We start from the raw sequence: 20,173 nt of genomic DNA, 5'->3' as shown, positions 1-20,173 counted from the left end.
CCGGTAATTATTATCGCTCTGCTTCGAAATGCTGAAGCGTGTAAGCGTTATCAGTCGGTAAGATTTTACCCGGTGGTACTGCCAGGCGGCCTATGAGTCGCCATTTATCCAATCGGGCCCTTTAGACGGATGTAGTTTTAACGTTTACGTGTTACCAAAATGTAGAGCGTTATCACAGTTCTCAATAACAGCAGTTTTGTGCATAGATACAGCAAAATTCATCTGTGAAGGACTTTATGAGGAACATCACATTTCAGTCACTGGCGGCAGGAAAGTGCATACTTCCAGCTAACGTCTCCTCACTGCCCGATTAAAACCCCCTTATGGTTATCGACATCATCAGGTTTCGGGTTAACAGGAGATACGAGCATGACTGAAGAGGCCATTAGCCTCGGGCTTGATTTCGGCAGTGATTCAGTGCGCGCCCTGGCGGTTGCCTGCGGCAGCGGTAAAGAGCTGGCCACCGAAGTTGTCTGGTACCCGCGCTGGCGCGAGGGCCGGTATTGCAAACCCGCGGATAACCAGTTCCGCCACCATCCGGCGGATTATCTGGAGTCCATGGAGCAGGCGATCCGCGCCGTGGTGGCGCATTTGTCGCCGGCGCAGCGGGAAAGCATCGTCGGCATCGGGGTGGACACCACCGGCTCGACGCCGGCCCCCATTGATGCCGAAGGCCGGGTTCTGGCCCTGCGGCCGGAATTCGCCGATAATCCCAACGCCATGTTTATTTTGTGGAAGGACCATACCTCCATAGAAGAAGCTGAAGCCATCAACCAACTGTGCCGCAGCGGTGAATTCCCCGACTATTCCCGCTATATCGGCGGTGTCTATTCATCGGAGTGGTTCTGGGCAAAAATCCTCCATATCACCCGCCAGGACCGCCAGGTCCGCCAGGAAGCGGTCTCCTGGATTGAGCTGTGCGACTGGATCCCGGCGGTATTGTCTGCCACCACGCGTCCTGAGGAAATCAGGCGCGGCCGCTGCTCCGCCGGACATAAATCCCTCTGGCATCCGGTATGGGGCGGCGTACCGCCAAAAGCGTTTCTCCATGCCCTTGATCCGGTATTGACGGAAAATCTGCAATACCCGCTCTTTACCGACACCTATACCGCCGACCTGCCGGTGGGCCGCATCAGCGCCGAATGGGCGCAAAAGCTCGGCGTGCCGGCTACCGTAACCATTGCCGGCGGGGCCTTTGACTGCCATATCGGCGCCGTGGGGGCCGGCGCTCAGCCCTATACCCTGGTAAAGGTCATCGGCACGTCCACCTGCGATATCCTGATAGCCGATGAACAAAAAGTCGGCGAACGCTCCATTGCCGGTATCTGCGGCCAGGTGGACGGCAGCGTCATTCCCGGCTTTATCGGCCTGGAGGCGGGACAGTCGGCTTTTGGCGATATTTATGCCTGGTACGGCAAGGTGCTGGGCTGGCCCCTGCGCCGGGCCGCACGGCAAAATCCTTCCCTACAGCCGGCGCTCGAGGCCATAGAAACCGACATGCTGTCGGCGCTGGCCGAAGCCTGGGCTGAGGAACCGTCCCTGGAACATCTGCCGGTGGTGCTGGACTGGTTCAATGGCCGCCGCACTCCTTATGCCAACCAGCGCCTGAAAGGGGTTATCACCGGACTTAACCTGGGCACCGACGCGCCGGCGCTGTTCGGCGGGTTGATTGCCGCCACCGCCTTCGGCGCGCGCGCCATCATGGAGTGCTTCGTTGATCAGGGCATTCCGGTGGAGAACGTGCTGGTGCTGGGGGGCATTGCCCGCAAATCGCCGATCATCATGCAGGTGCTGGCGGATGTCATGAATCGTCCGCTGCAGCTGGTGGCCTCCGACCAATGCTGTGCCCTGGGAGCGGCGATTTTCGGCGCGGTGGCGGCGGGTACCTACGGGGATATCGCCACGGCCCAGCAGCATATGGCCAGTAAAATCGAACGCGTCCTACAGCCGGACCCTGACAAAGTCTCCTCATTCCAGGTCCTGTATGAACGCTACCGGCACTGGAGCGAAATCGCTGAACCCGCCTATGCCGTAACGGCTGCCATCGGGCATTAACCAACAAAAACCGGGCCGCGGGAAAGACCGCCGCCCGAAACCTCCCTTTGACGGAGACGCACAGGAGTCATTATGGAAAATTTTCAACAGCACGAAGTCTGGTTTGTGATAGGCAGCCAACATCTTTACGGCCCGGAAACGCTGCGGCAAGTCACCGAACATGCGCAGACCGTGGTCAAGGGCCTGAATGATGAGGCAGGCCTGCCGGTCAAGCTGGTTTTGAAACCCCTGGTCACCTCGCCGGATCAAATCCTGGCATTGTGCCGCGAGGCCAATTACGATACCCGCTGCATCGGCTTGCTCACCTGGCTGCACACTTTTTCTCCGGCCAAGATGTGGATAGGCGGCCTGAGCATCCTGAATAAACCCCTGCTGCAGTTCCATACCCAATTCAATGCGCAAATCCCGTGGGAAACCATGGACATGGATTTTATGAACCTGAACCAGACCGCCCACGGCGGCCGTGAATTCGGTTTCATCGGCGCGCGGATGCATTTGAATCATCAGGTCGTGGTGGGCCACTGGCAAGACCCGCAGGCCCATGCAGGCATCGCCAAATGGATGCGCGCCGCGGTGGCCCGCGAAGAGAGCCAGCATTTGGTGGTGGCCCGGTTCGGCGACAACATGCGTGAAGTGGCGGTGACCGAAGGCAATAAGGTTGGCGCGCAAATCCAGTTCGGCTACTCGGTTACCGCTTACGGCCTGGGGGATCTGGTGAGCGTGGTGGATGAAGTTTCGCACGGCGATATCGACGCGCTGGTGGAAGAGTATGAAGCTTCCTACATCCTCACCGACAAAATCAAGCACAATGGCGAAAAACGCCAGAACCTGCTGGATGCGGCCCGTATCGAACTGGGCATGAAACGCTTCCTGGAGCAGGCGGGCTGTAAAGCCTTCACCACCAACTTTGAAAATCTGTACGGACTCAAGCAGCTGCCGGGGCTGGCGGTGCAGCGCCTGATGCAGCAAGGCTATGGCTTCGCCGGCGAAGGGGACTGGAAAACCGCGGCCCTGCTGCGCATCCTTAAGGTCATGGCCGCCGGTCTGCCCGGGGGCACCTCGTTTATGGAAGATTATACCTATAACTTCCAGCCGGAGAATAACCTCGCCCTTGGCTCGCATATGCTTGAAGTGTGTCCGAGTATCGCCAAAGAAGAAAAACCCACCGTGGACGTGCAATTCCTCGGTATCGGCGGCAAGGCGGACCCGGCGCGGCTACTGTTCTCCACCCCGGCCGGCCCGGCGGTTAACGCCTCGGTTATCGATATGGGCGACCGGTTCCGTATGCTGGTGAACGTGGTGGATACCATCGAGCAGCCCCATCCCCTGCCGAAGCTGCCGGTGGCCCGCGCCATCTGGAAGGCCCAGCCGTCCCTTGAAGTGGCGGCGGAAGCCTGGATCCTGGGCGGAGGTGCGCATCATACCGTATTCAGCCAGGCCCTGAACCTGGATCATATCCGGCTCTATGCGGAAATGAACGGTATCGAACTGCTGGTTATCGATAATGACACCCGCATTCCCGACTTCAAGCAGGCCCTGCGCTGGAATGAACTCTATTATAAGCTAGCGGCGAAATAAGACGTTTTGTTTATAAGGCCGGGGACAATCCGTTCCCGGCCTGAACGCCCCGCGCTTTTTTAGCTTTTTATAGCGGAATATATGGACACCGGAGCCGCACTGAATATACTACTTTGCTTATATTTCCTTCCCTGAACGCTCAACAATGACTGCGCAAGAGTACTTATTAAAATTCCGTAAGGTAAACACCCCCGAGAGCCTGGAAAAGCTGTTCGATCATCTGAATTACTCCCTGGTGGACAGCGGTGAAATCATCAATATGTACCGGGCGGCGGATCACCGCAGGGCGGAACTGGCCTCCGGCGGCCGTCTGTTCGATCTCGGCCAGGTGCCTAAATCCGTATGGCGGTTCGTGATTTGAACGCCGGCCACGCTCCGGCGGGCTCCCCGCCGCGTATCGGCGGCTGGCTGTGGGTCGCGACGGCCTACCTTGGGGTGGCGCTTATCAGCGCGAGCCTTATCATCATTATCTTCCTGCTGGCGCTGGTGAACCACTGGGACGCGCTTTCACAGTCCGCGCAACACTCCATGTTCGGTCTGCAATGGCTGGCCTCGCTGCTCACCGCCGCCGCCATGTGGTGTTTTACCTTCTGGACGCTGCGGCTGATGCTCCGACGCTCCCTGCGCTTTCCCAAGATATTTATCCTCTGGCTGCTGGCGGGGGTTTTATTGGCCCTGAAGGCCTTTGCCTTTTCCCCTATCACCGACCAGTTGGCGCTGCACCAGCTATACTGGCCGCTGCTGGCGGCGGCTCTCGGCGTGCCTTACATAAAACGCTCGCAGCGGGTTAAGCATACCTTTATCCAGCCATGATATCGGCCATGGCCACCGGAAGGCGGAAATCCGCTATCGGCATAGGGCATACCGGCCGCCGGCGGATAATAACCCTACGGAAACTGTGTTGTCGAAAGGGAACCTATGCCGGATAATAGCCCGCGTCTTTTTAAATGGGTACGGCAATGAATGGTTACCTGCTACTGTTTATCGGCACGGTGCTGGTAAATAATTTCGTCCTGGTCAAATTTCTCGGCTTATGCCCGTTTATGGGCGTATCCAAAAAGCTGGAAACGGCAATGGGTATGGGCATGGCCACTACCTTCGTCATGACGCTGGCGTCCATCTGCGCCTGGCTGATAAATGACTTTATCCTGCAACCCCTGGATCTGGCCTATTTACGTACCCTTTCCTTTATTTTTATTATCGCGGTGGTGGTGCAGTTCACCGAACTGGTGGTGCGAAAGACCAGCCCCTCCCTCTACCGTCTGCTGGGCATTTTCCTGCCGCTTATCACCACCAACTGCGCGGTACTCGGCGTGGCGCTGCTCAATATCAATCTTGCCCATAACTTCCTGCAGTCCGCGGTGTATGGTTTCAGCGCCGCGGCGGGCTTCTCCTTGGTGATGATCCTGTTCTCCGCCATCCGGGAACGCATGGCGGTGGCCGACGTACCGGCGCCCTTCAAGGGTTCGTCCATCGCCCTGGTGACCGCCGGACTGATGTCGCTGGCCTTTATGGGCTTTAGCGGGCTGGTGAAATTCTGATGGTCTTGGTCTATGCCGTCGGCGCGCTCAGCCTGCTGGCTTTGCTATGCGGGGCCCTGCTGGGGTTTGCCGCCCGCCGCTTTACCGTAGAAGAGGATCCGGTCGCCGGACAGATCGATGCCCTGCTGCCCCAAAGCCAGTGCGCGCAGTGCGGTTATCCCGGCTGCAAGCCTTATGCCGAAGCGGTGGCGGTCCATGGCGAAAAAATCAACAAGTGCGCCCCCGGCGGAGAACCGGTGATGCTGAAAATCGCCGGTTTGATGAACGTGGAGCCGCAGCCGCTGGACGGCGGCGGCGAGGCGTCCCGCCCCGTGGCCACCGTGGCCTGGATCGATGAGGCCAACTGCATCGGCTGCACCAAATGTATCCAGGCGTGTCCGGTGGATGCCATTATCGGCACCACCCGGGCGGTGCATACGGTGGTGAGCGAGCTCTGCACCGGCTGTGATTTATGCGTCGCGCCCTGCCCGACCGACTGCATTGAAATGCGGCCGCTGGCGGACACCGCGCAAAATTGGAAGTGGGATCTTTCCCGCATCCCGGTTCAGGTCATTTCCCTGGAGCACCATGTTTAATTTATTCTCCGAACTGCGCAAAGACCGCATCTGGGAATTTGACGGCGGCATTTATCCTCCGGAAATGAAGGAGCAGTCCAGCGGTACGCCGCTGCGCGCGGTGCCGTTGCCGGACCAGCTCATTATCCCTCTCAAGCAGCATCTTGGACCGGAGGGTGAACTGTGCGTCGCCGCCGGCGACCGGGTGCTGCGCGGGCAGCCCCTGACCCGCGGCCTGGGGCGCACCTTGCCGGTCCATGCTCCCACCTCCGGGGTGATTGAGTCTATTACTTCCCATATCACCGCTCATCCGTCGGCGCTGGCTGAGCTTTGCATCATCCTGCGCGCCGACGGCTTGGACAGCTGGTGCCCGTTGCAGCCGGCGGCCGATTTCCGCCGGCATAGCGCCCAGTGGGTGCTGAATCGGATACATCAGGCCGGCATCGCCGGTTTGGGCGGCGCGGGTTTCCCCACCGCCGCCAAAATCACCGGCGGCGGCAGCGTTGAGACCCTGATTATCAACGCCGCGGAATGCGAGCCTTATATTACCGCCGACGACCGGCTGATGCGGGAACGGGCCCATGAAATTGTCGCGGGCATTGATGTGGTGGCCCATGCCGTCGCCCCCGGGCGCGTACTCATCGGCATCGAGGATAACAAACCGGCCGCCGCATCCGCCCTGGAGCAGGCATTGGCGCAGCGGCCGAATTACCTGCTGCGGGTTGTGCCGACCAAATATCCTTCCGGCGGCGCCAAGCAGCTGACGAAAATCCTTACCGGGCGGGAAGTGCCCTTCGGCCAACATTCGGCCTCCATCGGCGTGTTGATGCTGAATGTGGGCACGGTTTTCGCCATCAAGCGGGCGGTAATAGACGGGGAGCCTCTTACCGAACGGGTGGTGACGCTGTCCGGCGGCGCCTTGAAACAGCCGGGCAATGTCTGGGGGCGCATCGGCACCCCGGTGGGGCATCTGCTGCGCCATGCGGGCTTTGTTGCCGAAGGGGAGCAGTTGGTTATCATGGGCGGGCCATTGATGGGATTTACCCTGCCGTCTCTCGATGTCCCCATCGTCAAGATCAGTAATTGTATCATGGCCCCCGCCGCCGGGGAGCTGGCCAAAGCGCAGCCCGAGCAAGCCTGCATTCGCTGCAGCCTGTGCGCCGATGCCTGCCCGGCCGGACTGCTGCCCCAGCAGCTTTACTGGTTCAGCCGCGGCCAGGAGCACGACAAGGCCCGGCGCCATCATCTGTTCGATTGCATAGAATGCGGAGCCTGCGCCTATGTTTGCCCGAGCAATATCCCGCTGGTGCACTATTACCGTCGGGAAAAAGCGGAGATCCGGGCCCTCGATGGGGAAGCGGAAAAATCAGCCACCGCCAGGGCGCGTTATGAGGCCAAGCTTGCCCGGCGCGAACGGGAAAAAACAGCCAGAGAACTGCGCCACCGGCAGGCGGCGGTGAAGCTGGACGAAATCGTCCCGCGGATGCCGGCAAAAGTATCCCTTGGTGATACCGTCCCCTCCAGCGCGACAAAAGTCGTGTCCATGGCGTCCGGCGCGCCGCAGCGGCCTGCTGCTGACGGTGACGGCGTCACTTCTGACCTGCATCATCAGCAGCAGGATGCCGTCGCCGCCGCCATTGCCCGGGTAAAAGCCCGTAAAGCCGCCGCTGCAAAACAGCCTCAAGAGGAATAAATGGCTTTCAGAATAGCGAGTTCACCATTTACCCATAACCGGTTAACCACCGGCCAGATCATGTCGCAGGTGATTGCGGCATGCCTGCCGGGCTTCCTCGCCCTGAGCTATTTCTTCGGTTACGGCACGTTGATTCAGGTGGTGTTGGCCTGCATCACCGCATTGCTGGCCGAGGCGGCGGCGGCGGCGCTGCGCAAACAATCCGTACCGGCAAAACTCACCGACTACTCCGCGCTGCTGACGGCTGTCCTGCTGGGGTTAAGCCTGCCGCCCTTGGGTCCCTGGTGGGTCATTGTCCTGGCGACGCTGTGCGCCATTATCATTGCCAAGCAGCTTTACGGCGGCCTGGGGCATAATCCCTTCAATCCGGCCATGGTGGGGTATGTCATCGTGCTTATCTCTTTTCCGGTACAAATGACCAGTTGGCTGCCGGAAGAGAGCATGCGGCTGCACCCCGCCGGACTGGCGGATACCCTGGGGCTTATTTTTTCCGGCCATACGTCCCTGGGTCTGGATTTACAGCAGGTGCGCCAGGGGTTTGACGGGATTACCCAGGCCACCCCGCTGGATAATTACAAAACCGGCCTGCATGCCGGCCGCGATGCGGCCCGGCTTTTGCAACAGCCGCTTTATAACGGCTGGCTGGGGGGGCTGGGCTGGCAATGGGTCAATCTTGGTTTCCTGGCGGGCGGCTTGTATCTGCTGCTGCGCAACATCATCAGTTGGCATATCCCCATCGCCTTTCTGGCGAGCCTGGGTTTTTGCGCCGTCCTGGCCTGGCTGTTGATGCCCCAGGCCGCGCCGCCGATGCTGCACCTGTTTTCCGGCGCCACCATGCTGGGGGCGTTTTTTATCGCCACCGATCCGGTAACCGCCTCCACCACCCATCGCGGGCGGCTGATATTCGGCGCGCTGACCGGCGGTCTGGTCTGGCTTATCCGCACCTACGGCGGCTACCCCGAAGGGGTGGCTTTTGCCGTATTGCTGGCGAATATCTGCGTGCCGCTTATCGATCATTATACCCAGCCCCGTGCCTACGGACATCCATGAGGAGCGCCGGATGTTGAGCATTATGCGCAAGCACGGCATTACCCTGGCGGTCTTTGCCGCCCTGTTCACCGCCCTTACCGCCCTGGTGCACGCCCTCACCGAACCCGCCATCCGGCAACAGGCCGTCAATCAGCAGCGGCAATTGCTCGATGAAGTGGTGCCGCCGGGGCTGCATGATAATGATATGCTGGCGGAGTGCTATCTGGTGACGGACAGCGCACTGGGCAATGCGAACCCCCACCGGCTCTACCTGGCCCGCAAACAGGGTAAAGCCGTGGCGGCGGCCATAGAGTCCACGGCGCCGGACGGCTACTCCGGCTCCATCCAGCTACTGGTGGGCGCGGACTTTCACGGCAACGTATTGGGCGCACGGGTTACCGAACATCATGAAACGCCGGGGCTGGGAGACAAGATTGAACTGCGCGTCTCGGATTGGATAACCTATTTCAGCGGTAAAAGGGTTGATTCGGCGGAAGATGGCTTCTGGGCGGTCAAAAAAGACGGCGGCGGCTTCGATCAGTTTACCGGCGCCACCATCACGCCTCGCGCGGTGGTGAACGCGGTGAAACGCACGGCGCTTTATCTGGAAACCCTGCCGGAAGATATGCAGGGCGTTGCCACATGCGGGAGGAGAGAAAATGAGTGAAGCCAGACGACTTTTGCGCCAGGGCCTATGGGAAAATAACTCTTCGCTGGTGCAGTTATTGGGCCTGTGCCCCTTGCTGGCGGTATCCAATACCGTGACCAACGCCCTCGGCCTGGGTTTAGCCACCACGCTGGTAATGACCTGCACCAATGGCGCTGTCTCGGCGCTGCGACGCTTCGTGCCCGCCGAGATTCGTATTCCTATTTATGTGATGATCATCGCCTCGGTGGTCTCCACGGTGCAGATGCTTATCAATGCCTATGCCTACGGCCTTTACCAGTCGCTGGGCATCTTCATTCCCCTTATCGTCACCAACTGTATAGTCATGGGACGGGCTGAAGCCTACGCTTCGCAAAATCCGGTGGCGCTGTCGGCCCTGGATGGACTGGCTATGGGGCTGGGGTCCACCGGCGCCCTGGTGGTGCTCGGCGGCATCCGCGAACTGCTGGGGAACGGTACCCTGTTCGACGGCGCCGATCGGCTGCTGGGGCCGTGGGCCAAAGCGCTGCGAATAGACATTTTGCATCTGCAAACCCCGTTCCTGATAGCAATGCTTCCCCCCGGCGCCTTTATCGGGCTGGGATTTATGCTGGCGGGAAAACATGTCATCGACCACCGGCTTAAAGCCCGGCAGCGTCAGGCGGCGGTAAGACAAACGACGGAACAGGAACAGGAACAGGCAGGATCATGAATCAGGCTAAACGTATAGCCATTTTAAGCCGCTTGCGGGAGGCCAATCCCCATCCCACCACCGAACTGCGCTACGGATCGCCGTTTGAATTATTGATTGCCGTATTGCTGTCGGCCCAGGCCACCGACGTCAGCGTCAACAAGGCCACCGCCACGCTGTTTCCGGTGGCCGGCACCCCGTCCGCCATGCTGGCTCTGGGCTCCGAAGGGATAAAAAGCCATATCAAGTCCATCGGGCTTTTTAACAGCAAGGCGGAAAACATCATCAAAACCTGCCGGATTTTGCTGGAGCAGCACCAGGGCCGGGTACCTGAAGACCGGGCAGCGCTTGAAGCGCTGCCCGGCGTAGGCAGGAAAACCGCCAACGTGGTATTGAATACCGCCTTCGGCTGGCCTACCATTGCCGTTGATACCCATATCTTCCGGGTTTGTAATCGCACTGAGTTCGCGCCGGGCAAGGACGTGGCGGCAGTGGAGCAAAAGCTTATCAAGGTCGTGCCGGCTGAATTCCGGGTTGATTGCCATCACTGGCTGATTCTCCATGGACGTTACACCTGTATCGCCCGCAAGCCGCGCTGCGGCTCTTGCCTGATTGAGGATCTCTGCGAGTTCAGGGAAAAAGTCTATGCCTGACTTGCCCTGTTGCGCTACCGCAAAACAGCCGTTGTTTGCCTTTCAGAATGAAAAACTATGACAGCGATGCAACCATCGCTATCCTGCCACCTAAGTTGGACGTATTCTATGAGAACGCATCATCGTGGGGGGTCGTTTATGAAGCTTTTCTATATGCCTGGTGCAAGCTCGCTGACCGCTCACATAACCCTGCGCGAGGCCGGACTGGATTTCACGATTGAAAAAGTGGATTTTCGCACTAAAAAAACCGAGCACGGCGAAGATTATCTGACGATAAATCCGAAGGGCAAAGTACCGGCGCTGTTGTTGAACGACGGCACCGTGCTGACCGAAGTCGTGGCCATAGTGCAGTACCTGGCGGATTTGGTGCCGGACCGTCAATTGATCCCGCCGGCGGGCACCCTGTCACGCTATCAGGCCATGGAATGGCTCAATTATGTCGCCAGCGAGCTGCATAAAGGCCTGAGCCCGTTATTCGATACCCACCTGCCGCCGGACTACAAAGAGCAGGTACACCAGCAAATGGAGAGTAAATTGCTCTATCTCGACCGGGAAATGGCCGGTCAGGATTATTTGCTCGGCAGCAGGTTCAGCGTAGCGGATGCCTATCTGTTCACCATGCTGACCTGGGCCGACCGGTTGGGATTTGATCTCTACGCCACCCCGACGGTGGGGCATTTTTACCAGCGGATAAAACTTCGCCCGTCCGTGGTTGCGGCGCTGCATGCCGAACGGGCGGAATCCCAGGCGGTTGATTAACACCAGCGACAACATCGCAGGGGCCGGTTTCGGTCCCCTGCCGATACGTTTAATTCCAACTGATCAAACAGTAATTTTTCTTGCCGCGCCGCAACAGGGTATAACGCTCAAACAGGCGGTCGGCGTCCGTAAAGACATACTCCGCCGAGGACTGTTTTTCACCGTTCACGGCAATAGCGTTGGAAGAGATCAGCGAACGGGCCTGACCGCGGGATGGCACCAGTTGCGCATCCACCAGCGCCTGTTGCAGATCCGCGCCGTTTTGCAGCGTAATCACCGGCATACCGTCCTGGGCCAGCTGTTGCAGGTCGTTGGCGGTAAGATCCTGCAATGAGCCGGAAAACAGGCTCTGGGTAATACGCACCGCCGCCGCCAGCCCCGCGTCTCCGTGCACCAGGCGCGTCACTTGCTCCGCCAGCACATATTGCGCCCTGGGTGCGGTCCCGCTGTTGCTATCTTCCGCTTCCAGGGCATTGATCTCTTCAATGGGCATAAAGGTGAAGAATTTTAAAAACCGGTAAACGTCGGCGTCGGCGGTGTTGATCCAAAACTGGTAAAACTTGTAGGGACTGGTTTTCAGCGGGTCCAGCCATACCGCGCCGCCTTCCGTTTTACCGAACTTGGTGCCGTCGGCTTTGGTGATGAGCGGCACGGTCAAACCGTACACCGTTTTTTGATGCATGCGCCGCGTCAAATCGATGCCGGAAGTGATATTCCCCCACTGATCGGACCCGCCGATCTGCAGCTCAACGCCATATTGCTTGTTCAAACAGGCAAAATCATAGCCCTGCAGCAAGTTGTAGGAAAACTCGGTAAAGGAAATTCCCACATCGTCGCGGTTGAGGCGCTGCTTCACCGCTTCTTTATTGATCATTTGGTTGACGGAAAAATGCTTGCCGATGTCCCGCAGGAAGGTCAGGACATTCATGCTACCGAACCAGTCGTAGTTATTTGCCGCTACCGCGCTGTTCTCGCCGCAGTCAAAATCCAGGAACGGCGATACCTGCCGGCGGATTTTATCCACCCACTCCTGCACCGTTTCGGCGGTATTCAATTTGCGCTCAACGGCCTTGAAGCTGGGATCGCCAATCAAGCCGGTAGCCCCGCCCACCAGCGCCACCGGACGGTGTCCGGCCAATTGGAAACGCTTTAAACACAGCAGCGGCACCAAATGTCCCAAATGCAAGCTGTCGGCGGTCGGGTCGAAACCGCAATACAACGAGAGCGGCCCCTGAGCCAGCCGCTCGGAAAGCGCGGCCTCATCCGTTACCTGGGCTATCAAGCCCCGCTCTTGCAATTGTTGTATCAGGTTGCTGCTTGCCATCAAAAAAACTCCGTAATATACAAATTGAGTGATAAAGTGCTGCGAATAGCATAATGAAGAAAGGGATTAAGGGGCCAGGCGGTCGATGCTCCAGCCCGCGTCCTGGCGCTGGTAGATAAACCGATCGTGCAGCCGGTGTTCACCTCCCTGCCAAAACTCCATGGTATCGATAACCACGCGATAACCGCCCCAAAAACTGGGCAGCGGCACTTCGCCCTGCTGGAATTTCTGTTTCAGCTCGAGGAATTTGCTCTCCAGCACCCCGCGGGTGGAGATGCGGCTGGACTGTTGCGAGACCCAGGCGCCGATTTGGCTGTCCTTGGGCCGGCTGTGAAAATATTTCAAGACCTCAAACACCGACAAGCGTTCCGCGCGACCCAGCACCATAACCTGGCGCTCCAGGCTATGCCAGGGAAAATGGAGGCTGATGCGGTTGTTGTGCGCCAGCTGCGTTGCCTTGCGACTGCCCAGGTTGGTATAGAATACCATGCCGGCGGCGTCGAAGTGCTTGAGCAGAACCATGCGCTGATAGGGTTGTCCGGTCTCGTCCACGGTCGCCACGCACATGGCGGTGGGATCGGCGAGCTGCGCCTCGCAGACCTGCCTGAGCCAAAGCTCGAACAAATCCATCGGTTCCGCCGTTAAATCCGCCCGCCGCAAGCCGCCGCGGGTATATTCCCGACGCAGGTCGGCGATATCAATTTTCTGTTCAGTCATAATGGTATATAGCGTGAAACCGTGGCTTTATTGTGCGCCGCGTGGTTAAAAATCTCAATCATTTACCGCTCTCCCCGTTCAGGATGCAGTCATCAATGATGACGCGTCCATCGCGCTCGATAAATGCCCGATTCCCTTTCGACCAGAAGCCATAGTGGCCGTTATCGTAGCGAACGCCCGAAGCGGAAGCCACCTGCGGCAAGGTTAACTGTTTGCCGTCAAGTATCAGGCTGACCTGCGACAGCCGGTTATTTTGCCGTACCGTCAACGGCGTGGTGCCGCATTGATAATGAAGCGCCTGCACGTCGGGGCCGCGGTGCAGACGGGAACAGGCGCCGGTGGCGAGCACGCTTAGCACGGTCAGGCAGAAAATCGCTCTTTTCATTATTTTGCTCCCGGTTGAACATGTGGATAAACGATGTCCCTGTTCAGACCGGATAAATCGCTCCGAGCAAGGTTTCCCGGCTGGCGCCGGTCACCGAAGGCAAGTTCCCCGGCAAACCCGACAGCGTGCGGCAGGCAAGCCAGGCGAATGCCAAGGCCTCCATATCGTCGCCGCTGACGCCGTATTTGTCAGTAGGACTTACCTCAATTCCCGGCAGCAGCGCCGACAGCCTGGCCATCACCAGCGGATTGCGGGCGCCGCCGCCGCAAACCAGCAAATGCTCGCAGCCGCCGGATAACATGACCTGCTGGGAGATACTCCGGGCGGTGAGCTCAGCCAGGGTCGCCTGAACATCCCTCGGCGGTATCGGCATAAACTGGCTCAGTTGCTGGTTCAACCAGCCCAGGTTAAAGTGTTCCCGTCCGGTGCTTTTCGGCGCCGGCAGGGAAAAGTAGCGGTCGGCCAGCATCCGGCGCAACAGCTCCGAATGAATTTTTCCGCCTGCGGCCCAGATCGCGTCCAGGTCATAAGGCTTACCTTTCTGGCGCCAAATCCAGGCGTCCATCAGCATATTGCCCGGGCCGGTATCGTAACCGCGAATCGGCTGACCCGGCAGCAACAGCGATAAATTGGCGATACCGCCGATATTGAGCACCATGCGCCGTTCCGTGGGATGGGCCAGCAGAGCGTGATGGAAACCCGGCACCAACGGCGCCCCCTGTCCGCCGTAGGCCATATCGCGGCGGCGAAAATCTCCCACGGTGGTAATCCCGGTCATGGCGGCAACCAGGTTGTTATCGCCGATTTGCAGGGTGCAGGGAAAATCGCCGCCGGGCTGATGCCATACCGTCTGGCCGTGACAGCCGATGGCGGTGACCTCTCTCCCATTGACCCCCGCGTTGCGCAACATTTTTATCACCGCCTCGCCGAACAACCTGCCCAACCGGGTGTCCAATTCCCCTAATTGGGATAAAGTCACCGCCTGCCCCTGGCACATGGAGAGTATCTGCTGTTTGATGTCCAGCGGAATCGGATGCGTGTAACTGGCCTGCTGCGCGACGGTATGCTCATCTATGGCGGCGAGCACCACATCGATGCCGTCGAGGCTGGTTCCTGACATGACTCCCACATAGCGACCTGTTTTCATTGAGCCGGCCTTGTTCCTTATAAAGAGGGTTTTGGTTATCATACTGTAATAACGTTAACATTTTTACCGAATGAGACCATCAAAAGCAGGCAAATAATTAAACTTGTTACAAAATCATGACGAAATAAGAAAAAGGTTAGCCGTAAAATCATTGCGAAAGTCACAAATTGGCGTCCGTTTATTCGCAGTTTATGATTTTTTCAATATTATCAACTACAGTAACTAAACTAGCCTTGTCTGATGTAGCATCACCCATCAGCGCAGCTATATTAGCATGAGTTCCGTCTGGGTTTGCCTTGGACGAACGTCGTACAATAGGAGTTTTCAATGATGAAACGTTTGCTCGTGGTCACCCTGGCTGGTTTGACATTGGCAGGATGTGCCAATAACAACGGCTTATCCGGTGATGTCTATTCTGCCTCCGAAGCCAAAGAAGTTCAAAGCGTGACTTACGGTACCCTGGTTGGGGTCCGTCCGGTGCAGATCCAGGGTGGGGAAGATTCAAACATTATCGGCACCATCGGCGGTGCGGTATTGGGTGGTTTGGTGGGCAATACCATCGGCGGCGGCGCCGGCAGAGGTGTCGCTACCGCCGCCGGCGCGGTAGTGGGCGGCGTCGCCGGACAGAACGTCGGCAGCGCCATGAACCGTACCCAGGGTGTGGAGCTGACCATTCGCGAAGACGACGGCAGAACCATCATCGTCGTACAAAAACAGGGGCCGACCCGCTTCAGCGTGGGCCAACGCGTCGCCATGGCCGGCAACGGACGCGGCGTGACCGTTTCGCCCCGCTGACACAGCGGCATGTCGTGATTTCTCCCCTACTGTTAAGGCGGTGGGTGAAAATCAATGGTACGACATCATTCACATCTGTCTATATAAAGAACCGGCAAAATATGCCGGTTTTTTATATGGAACATATGCAACACACCCAAACTGATCAGGATTTATTATAAAGTTCCAGGATATTCTTCTCTAGCCTGGCGATCATATTACTCAGAAATTGAATTTCTTGTTCTGAGATACCCGCCAGGATTTCATCTCTGGTACTATTTATAACATGATTAACTTCTTTGATGATTGGCTCGGCGGACTCCGTCAATTTTATACGTTTCGCCCGCCTGTCATTGGCGCAGGTATGCCTGGTGATGAGTTTCTTCTCTTCGAGCTGATCAAGCGTCCGGACCAAGGAGGGCTGCTCGATGCCGATGGCTTTTGCCAATTGAATTTGCGACTGCTCAGGGGGCAATTGGCAAATATTATGCAGCGTGATCCAATGCGTTTGTGTAAGCTCTAAAGGTTTTAAGCGATGGTCAATCAGTGCGCGCCAAACACGAACAAGTCGCGCCAAATCAGATCCTAATGGCGATTCCAATTCTCTCTCCTTATAATTAAGCTGATTAAGCTTGTTCCCTGGATTCCCATCCATTCTAATGGGTGGAATGGCAAAATACAAATATATATATAAATATGGTGAAACTTAAGTTGAGATGGATGTAATATGCATGTTATTCCTTTGATAAAATGGATGTTACCGAAGAGCGCATATGTTTTCGAAACATCCGGTGAATCGGATGAATTCACTCTCCTTCCTTCGCATTTTCCCACCTGGTCTAGGGTAATCTCTGGAAACGTTCAATAATCCGTTCCTCTTTGCGACTACCTTAACCCTTTCATATTGAGGCAGATCATATGCCAAGCGGATTATTCATAACTGTAACACTATTATTGTCATTCAGCGTGATTTATTGTTAATTTAAGTTAAATGAAGACATAACAAATATCAATATTTCATGTATTCAGGGTAATAATGTAATTTTAATATATAAGTAGCTACTAATTAGTTCGTAAAATAATATTAATCAGTACCACTAATACCTCATCTATACTCACCTCAGCGTCAAAACAGGCTGGGTTGATCCGGGGCGTCCCCAAGAGACTCCGCCGTTTTAGCGGCCCGCGCCAGGCGCAAATAACGCAGGCGGCATAAACGCAGTACCTCCTTTTTCTGGTTGTCATTCATCCCCATCCAGTCAAAGCGCTCTTGCCGGGAACGGAAACAGCCAATGCAGTAGCCGCGGGCGTCCGACTGGCAGATACCGCGACAGGGACTGGGTATGGTGAAAAACTCAAGCTGTTCCGGCACAGGCCCTCCTTATTTACTTTCATTGAAGACGTTATTTACCCAACTGGCAAGATTTATTGCCCTCGCCCGCCCGTCCGACATACTGTAAAACCGCCGTCCCACGGTCTATACTGGCGACTACCTTTTCTGCGGCGGACATTACCCCGTCATGATCCCAAGAGGATATTATGCGCCTGCTACATACCATGCTACGAGTTGGAAACTTACAAAGATCTATTGATTTCTATACTAAAATACTCGAAATGCGCCTATTGCGCACCAGTGAGAACACTGAATATAAATACACGCTGGCGTTTGTCGGCTATACCGAAGAAACCGAAGGCGCAGTTATTGAATTAACCTATAACTGGGGAGTCGACAGCTACGATCTCGGCAGCGCCTATGGCCATATCGCCCTGGGCGTAGATAATGTCGCCGCTACCTGCGAACGCATCCGCCAGGCCGGGGGCACGGTTACCCGTGAAGCCGGACCGGTGAAAGGCGGCACGACCATCATCGCCTTTATCGAAGATCCCGACGGTTATAAAATAGAATTGATCGAGCAGCGTCACGCCGGCCTGGGCCTCGGGCACTGACATATTGGCCACGGCCGGGCACGGCGGTGGCGGTCGGTAATGCGCCGCACATCATAAATCCGCGAATGCTTAAAGTTACATCGTAACGGACGGGACCCAAGACAGGGGTCCCTTTTCAGGATTATCTTCCCATTTTCCGTTTAATCACCGCACTATTCCATTGCGGGCAGCCAATGAAAATGGATTCGCCATGCATACCGGAACAAAATTTGCCATAATGCGGGCTGTATTTCTAAATAGTAAGAACAGGCATGGCTGAAATAGACGATGTAAATTCCCTTCGCGGCCGTTTCCGCGGCTTTTATCCGGTTGTCATTGATGTAGAATCCGCAGGCTTTAACGCCGCTACCGACGCCTTGCTCGAAATTGCCGCCGTGACATTGAACATGGATGTAGAAGGCTGGCTCGTGCCGGACCAAACGTTGCACTTTCATGTCGAACCTTTCCCCGGATCGCTGTTACAGCCGGAGGCGCTGGCGTTTAACGGCATCGATCCGTCCAATCCTTTACGCGGTGCGGTAAGCGAATACGATGCGCTGCATGAAATCTTCAAGATGGTGCGCAAAGGCATAAAGGATCAAGGCTGCAACCGTGCGGTAATCGTGGCCCATAACGCAGGTTTTGATCATGGTTTCCTGATGGCGGCGGCGGAACGCGCCAATCTCAAACGCAATCCGTTTCATCCTTTTGCCACCTTCGACACCGCGGCGCTGAGCGGACTGGTGCTTGGGCAGACCGTATTGGCGAAAGCCTGCGCCGCCGGAGGAATTGAATTCGACAGCCGCCAGGCCCATTCGGCGCTGTACGATACCGAGCGGACCGCCGAGCTGTTTTGCGAACTGGTGAATCGCTGGAAGCGTCTCGGGGGTTGGCCGGTACCGCCGCTCGGCGACGATAGCAGCGGCGAAACTGATTAAATCAAATCACGGAGATGGCCGAACAGCGGGAGAGCATGTTTGTTTTGACCATAAAATCAAAGCCAATCCCAGCGATAGGATTGGCTTTTTCTGTTCTGAACGCTCAGGCTAGAAGCCCTCACTGACTCAATTGGACGGCTGATCTTCCTGAGAACCGTATTTCACCGCGGTTTCTTTGATAAGCGGCTGTAGCTCGCCGTGCTGGTACATTTCAAGAATGATATCGCAACCGCCAATCAGTTCACCATCCACCCATAATTGCGGGAAGGTCGGCCAATTGGCGAATTTCGGCAGTTCGGCCCGAATATCCGGATTCTGCAGGACATCCACATAAGCGAAACGCTCGCCGCAGGCGGAAAGCGCCTGTACCGCTTGCGCGGAAAAACCGCAACCAGGCAATTTCGGAGAGCCCTTCATATAAAGAAGAATCGGGTTTTCAGCAATTTGCTGCTGAATTTTTTCAATCGTCGTCATTGTCTCGCTTCCTCAAGCCATAAGCTGGCCTTATCTGCTCTGGGCGGGATTATGCTCAGAATCACTATTCTAACGATTACCGTATAAATAGATAAACGTTTTTTTGCCCGCCATAGCCCGCACGGACAAAGATGCGCAGCACCTTAATAAAGGATAACACCAAAGGCGGCCTTTTACCCGGCGCCGGGGCATGGCTGCCAAACTCTTTTTTAACAATTGAAAAACTGTTGAATTTTGCGCCAAATTATGCCGATGAATGCAACAAATATGCAGTCGTTCACGTTTATTCACAATATGATGATAATTCATGATGCAAAGTAGGGGTAAATAGCTTAAATTCCTTTGAGGCATTTATAACCCCCTCTTTGGGGCCACAGAGGATAGCGTTAATCATGCGTTTATGCTTTACGCTTTTTGTGTTGCTTTTTACTCAGTTATTTTTCAATTTGGCGCATGCCGCGCCCAATGCCGGTATCAATGCCGACCAGCGAAAATCACAGTCCAGTACGGCTAAAACAGGTGACCGACGCAAACGAAAACCTCTTAAAGAGGTGTTGAAGATAACCAAAAAAAGCAAACCGGTGACCGAGCAGAAAATCACCCGTCATAGCACAGACAAACCAAAAGAGCTCGTTGCTGAAAAAAGCAGCAATAAAAAATTACATTCCATACCCGTCGCCAAAGCGAAAGAGCCGGCCGTCGAAAAAAACCACGTTAAAAAATTGCATCCAATGCCCCCCGCAAAAAAAATAGCCAAGTTTACCCCGCCGAAAAAAGGCTACAAAAAGGGTTACGGCAGGCATCGGATGAAAGAAAGCGCCACGCTCGATCTCATTGCCAACGATCAACCCATCATCATGAGCGATAGCCACAAAAAACGCTATCAGCATGCCAAATTGACGGCGATGAACAAGCTGATGTCCCAGATGGGCAAGCCTTATCGCTGGGGCGGCATGTCGCCCAATACCGGGTTCGATTGCAGCGGCCTGATCTATTATGCTTATAAGGACGTGGTACGGATTCATATGCCCCGTACCGCCAATGAAATGTTTCATTTACGCGATGCGGCGCCGGTGAAGAAAGACGATCTGGAAAGCGGCGATTTGGTTTTCTTCCATATCACCAACCGCGGCGCGGCGGATCATGTGGGCGTTTATTTGGGCAACGGACGGTTTATCGAATCCCCCCGCACCGGCCGCGATATCCGCATCAGCTATCTGAATGAAGATTATTGGGCGGATCACTATGTCGGCGCCCGCCGGGTCGTGACGCCGAAAACCATTCGCTGA

23 protein-coding genes and 1 pseudogene are annotated in these 20,173 nt (G+C 56.3%); 17 read left to right on the top strand and 7 right to left on the bottom strand.

The window, feature by feature from the left end:
• The first annotated feature begins 369 nt into the window (after positions 1-369).
• The 12 genes and pseudogenes from ACL2XJ_RS21780 to gstA all read left to right on the top strand — a co-directional run bounded on the left by ACL2XJ_RS21780 (position 370) and on the right by gstA (position 11,199).
• Positions 370-2,055: a ribulokinase gene (locus tag ACL2XJ_RS21780; RefSeq protein WP_413724466.1), complete on the top strand. Its 1,686-nt coding sequence runs from the start codon at positions 370-372 to the stop codon at positions 2,053-2,055.
• Positions 2,056-2,127: 72 nt separating this feature from the next.
• Positions 2,128-3,633 (top strand): L-arabinose isomerase, encoded by a 1,506-nt coding sequence (araA, locus tag ACL2XJ_RS21775; RefSeq protein ID WP_132921573.1) that lies wholly within the window; start codon positions 2,128-2,130, stop codon positions 3,631-3,633.
• A 145-nt stretch (positions 3,634-3,778) separates the two neighbouring features.
• Positions 3,779-3,994: a transcription modulator YdgT gene (gene ydgT, locus ACL2XJ_RS21770; protein WP_132921574.1), complete on the top strand. Its 216-nt coding sequence runs from the start codon at positions 3,779-3,781 to the stop codon at positions 3,992-3,994.
• On the top strand, positions 3,976-4,446 hold the full coding sequence (locus ACL2XJ_RS21765; protein ID WP_203521416.1) for a DUF2569 domain-containing protein: 471 nt from the start codon (positions 3,976-3,978) through the stop codon (positions 4,444-4,446). Before ydgT ends, ACL2XJ_RS21765 begins: the two co-directional genes overlap by 19 nt.
• A 146-nt stretch (positions 4,447-4,592) precedes the next feature.
• On the top strand, positions 4,593-5,174 hold the full coding sequence (gene rsxA, locus ACL2XJ_RS21760; RefSeq protein WP_413724465.1) for an electron transport complex subunit RsxA: 582 nt from the start codon (positions 4,593-4,595) through the stop codon (positions 5,172-5,174).
• Entirely contained in the window at positions 5,174-5,749 is a 576-nt protein-coding gene (rsxB, locus tag ACL2XJ_RS21755; protein WP_413724464.1) for an electron transport complex subunit RsxB, read from the top strand. The genes rsxA and rsxB overlap by 1 nt, the downstream gene beginning before the upstream one ends.
• A pseudogene (rsxC, locus tag ACL2XJ_RS21750) lies at positions 5,742-7,394 on the top strand (electron transport complex subunit RsxC); the annotation flags it as partial. The gene rsxB and the pseudogene rsxC, both read left to right, overlap by 8 nt.
• A gap of 27 nt (positions 7,395-7,421) precedes the next feature.
• The gene (gene rsxD / locus ACL2XJ_RS21745) at positions 7,422-8,471 is read left to right on the top strand and encodes an electron transport complex subunit RsxD (protein WP_413724463.1); all 1,050 of its coding nucleotides are present in this window, start codon (positions 7,422-7,424) and stop codon (positions 8,469-8,471) included.
• A gap of 10 nt (positions 8,472-8,481) precedes the next feature.
• Positions 8,482-9,117 carry an electron transport complex subunit RsxG gene (gene rsxG, locus ACL2XJ_RS21740; RefSeq protein ID WP_413724462.1) on the top strand — a complete coding sequence of 212 codons (636 nt, stop codon included), beginning with the start codon at positions 8,482-8,484 and terminating at the stop codon, positions 9,115-9,117.
• On the top strand, positions 9,110-9,808 hold the full coding sequence (locus ACL2XJ_RS21735) for an electron transport complex subunit E (protein WP_413724461.1): 699 nt from the start codon (positions 9,110-9,112) through the stop codon (positions 9,806-9,808). The genes rsxG and ACL2XJ_RS21735 overlap by 8 nt, the downstream gene beginning before the upstream one ends.
• A complete protein-coding gene (nth, locus tag ACL2XJ_RS21730) occupies positions 9,805-10,440 on the top strand; it encodes an endonuclease III (RefSeq protein WP_203521421.1) in 636 nt (211 codons plus the stop codon). Before ACL2XJ_RS21735 ends, nth begins: the two co-directional genes overlap by 4 nt.
• 138 nt (positions 10,441-10,578) lie before the next feature.
• Positions 10,579-11,199: a glutathione transferase GstA gene (gene gstA / locus ACL2XJ_RS21725; protein ID WP_132921582.1), complete on the top strand. Its 621-nt coding sequence runs from the start codon at positions 10,579-10,581 to the stop codon at positions 11,197-11,199.
• Between the two features lie 49 nt (positions 11,200-11,248).
• Here the strand turns inward: gstA and tyrS are convergent, their stop codons facing one another.
• The 4 genes from tyrS to anmK all read right to left on the bottom strand — a co-directional run bounded on the left by tyrS (position 11,249) and on the right by anmK (position 14,772).
• Entirely contained in the window at positions 11,249-12,523 is a 1,275-nt protein-coding gene (tyrS, locus tag ACL2XJ_RS21720; RefSeq protein ID WP_132921583.1) for a tyrosine--tRNA ligase, read from the bottom strand.
• A 66-nt stretch (positions 12,524-12,589) separates the two neighbouring features.
• Positions 12,590-13,240 carry a pyridoxamine 5'-phosphate oxidase gene (pdxH, locus tag ACL2XJ_RS21715; protein ID WP_413724460.1) on the bottom strand — a complete coding sequence of 217 codons (651 nt, stop codon included), beginning with the start codon at positions 13,238-13,240 and terminating at the stop codon, positions 12,590-12,592.
• 58 nt (positions 13,241-13,298) lie between these two features.
• Entirely contained in the window at positions 13,299-13,625 is a 327-nt protein-coding gene (locus ACL2XJ_RS21710; protein WP_413724459.1) for an MliC family protein, read from the bottom strand.
• Between the two features lie 43 nt (positions 13,626-13,668).
• Positions 13,669-14,772: an anhydro-N-acetylmuramic acid kinase gene (gene anmK, locus ACL2XJ_RS21705; protein WP_413724458.1), complete on the bottom strand. Its 1,104-nt coding sequence runs from the start codon at positions 14,770-14,772 to the stop codon at positions 13,669-13,671.
• 327 nt (positions 14,773-15,099) lie between these two features.
• Between anmK and ACL2XJ_RS21700 the strand changes: the two genes are divergently transcribed.
• Positions 15,100-15,567, top strand: coding sequence for a glycine zipper 2TM domain-containing protein (locus tag ACL2XJ_RS21700; protein ID WP_132921587.1), 468 nt, complete (start codon positions 15,100-15,102; stop codon positions 15,565-15,567).
• Between the two features lie 145 nt (positions 15,568-15,712).
• On the opposite strand, the gene slyA is transcribed toward ACL2XJ_RS21700, so the two are convergent.
• Together slyA and ACL2XJ_RS21690 are read right to left on the bottom strand one after the other, a co-directional pair.
• Positions 15,713-16,147: a transcriptional regulator SlyA gene (gene slyA, locus ACL2XJ_RS21695; RefSeq protein ID WP_132921588.1), complete on the bottom strand. Its 435-nt coding sequence runs from the start codon at positions 16,145-16,147 to the stop codon at positions 15,713-15,715.
• Positions 16,148-16,672: 525 nt separating this feature from the next.
• The gene (locus ACL2XJ_RS21690) at positions 16,673-16,918 is read right to left on the bottom strand and encodes a DUF1289 domain-containing protein (RefSeq protein ID WP_413724457.1); all 246 of its coding nucleotides are present in this window, start codon (positions 16,916-16,918) and stop codon (positions 16,673-16,675) included.
• 167 nt (positions 16,919-17,085) lie between these two features.
• Between ACL2XJ_RS21690 and gloA the strand changes: the two genes are divergently transcribed.
• Positions 17,086-17,493, top strand: a complete 408-nt coding sequence (gene gloA, locus ACL2XJ_RS21685) for a lactoylglutathione lyase (protein WP_203521428.1) — start codon at positions 17,086-17,088, stop codon at positions 17,491-17,493.
• Positions 17,494-17,744: 251 nt separating this feature from the next.
• The gene (gene rnt, locus ACL2XJ_RS21680) at positions 17,745-18,410 is read left to right on the top strand and encodes a ribonuclease T (protein ID WP_132921591.1); all 666 of its coding nucleotides are present in this window, start codon (positions 17,745-17,747) and stop codon (positions 18,408-18,410) included.
• Positions 18,411-18,536: 126 nt separating this feature from the next.
• On the opposite strand, the gene ACL2XJ_RS21675 is transcribed toward rnt, so the two are convergent.
• Positions 18,537-18,884, bottom strand: coding sequence for a Grx4 family monothiol glutaredoxin (locus ACL2XJ_RS21675; protein ID WP_132921592.1), 348 nt, complete (start codon positions 18,882-18,884; stop codon positions 18,537-18,539).
• Positions 18,885-19,015: 131 nt separating this feature from the next.
• Between ACL2XJ_RS21675 and ACL2XJ_RS21670 the strand changes: the two genes are divergently transcribed.
• Entirely contained in the window at positions 19,016-19,195 is a 180-nt protein-coding gene (locus ACL2XJ_RS21670) for a hypothetical protein (protein ID WP_413724456.1), read from the top strand.
• An 81-nt stretch (positions 19,196-19,276) separates the two neighbouring features.
• Positions 19,277-20,173: a C40 family peptidase gene (locus ACL2XJ_RS21665; RefSeq protein ID WP_132921594.1), complete on the top strand. Its 897-nt coding sequence runs from the start codon at positions 19,277-19,279 to the stop codon at positions 20,171-20,173.

Source organism: Sodalis sp. RH16 (genome assembly GCF_047324245.1).
GTDB lineage: Bacteria > Pseudomonadota > Gammaproteobacteria > Enterobacterales > Enterobacteriaceae > Acerihabitans > Acerihabitans ligni.
This window is presented reverse-complemented; position numbering and strand designations above follow the sequence as displayed.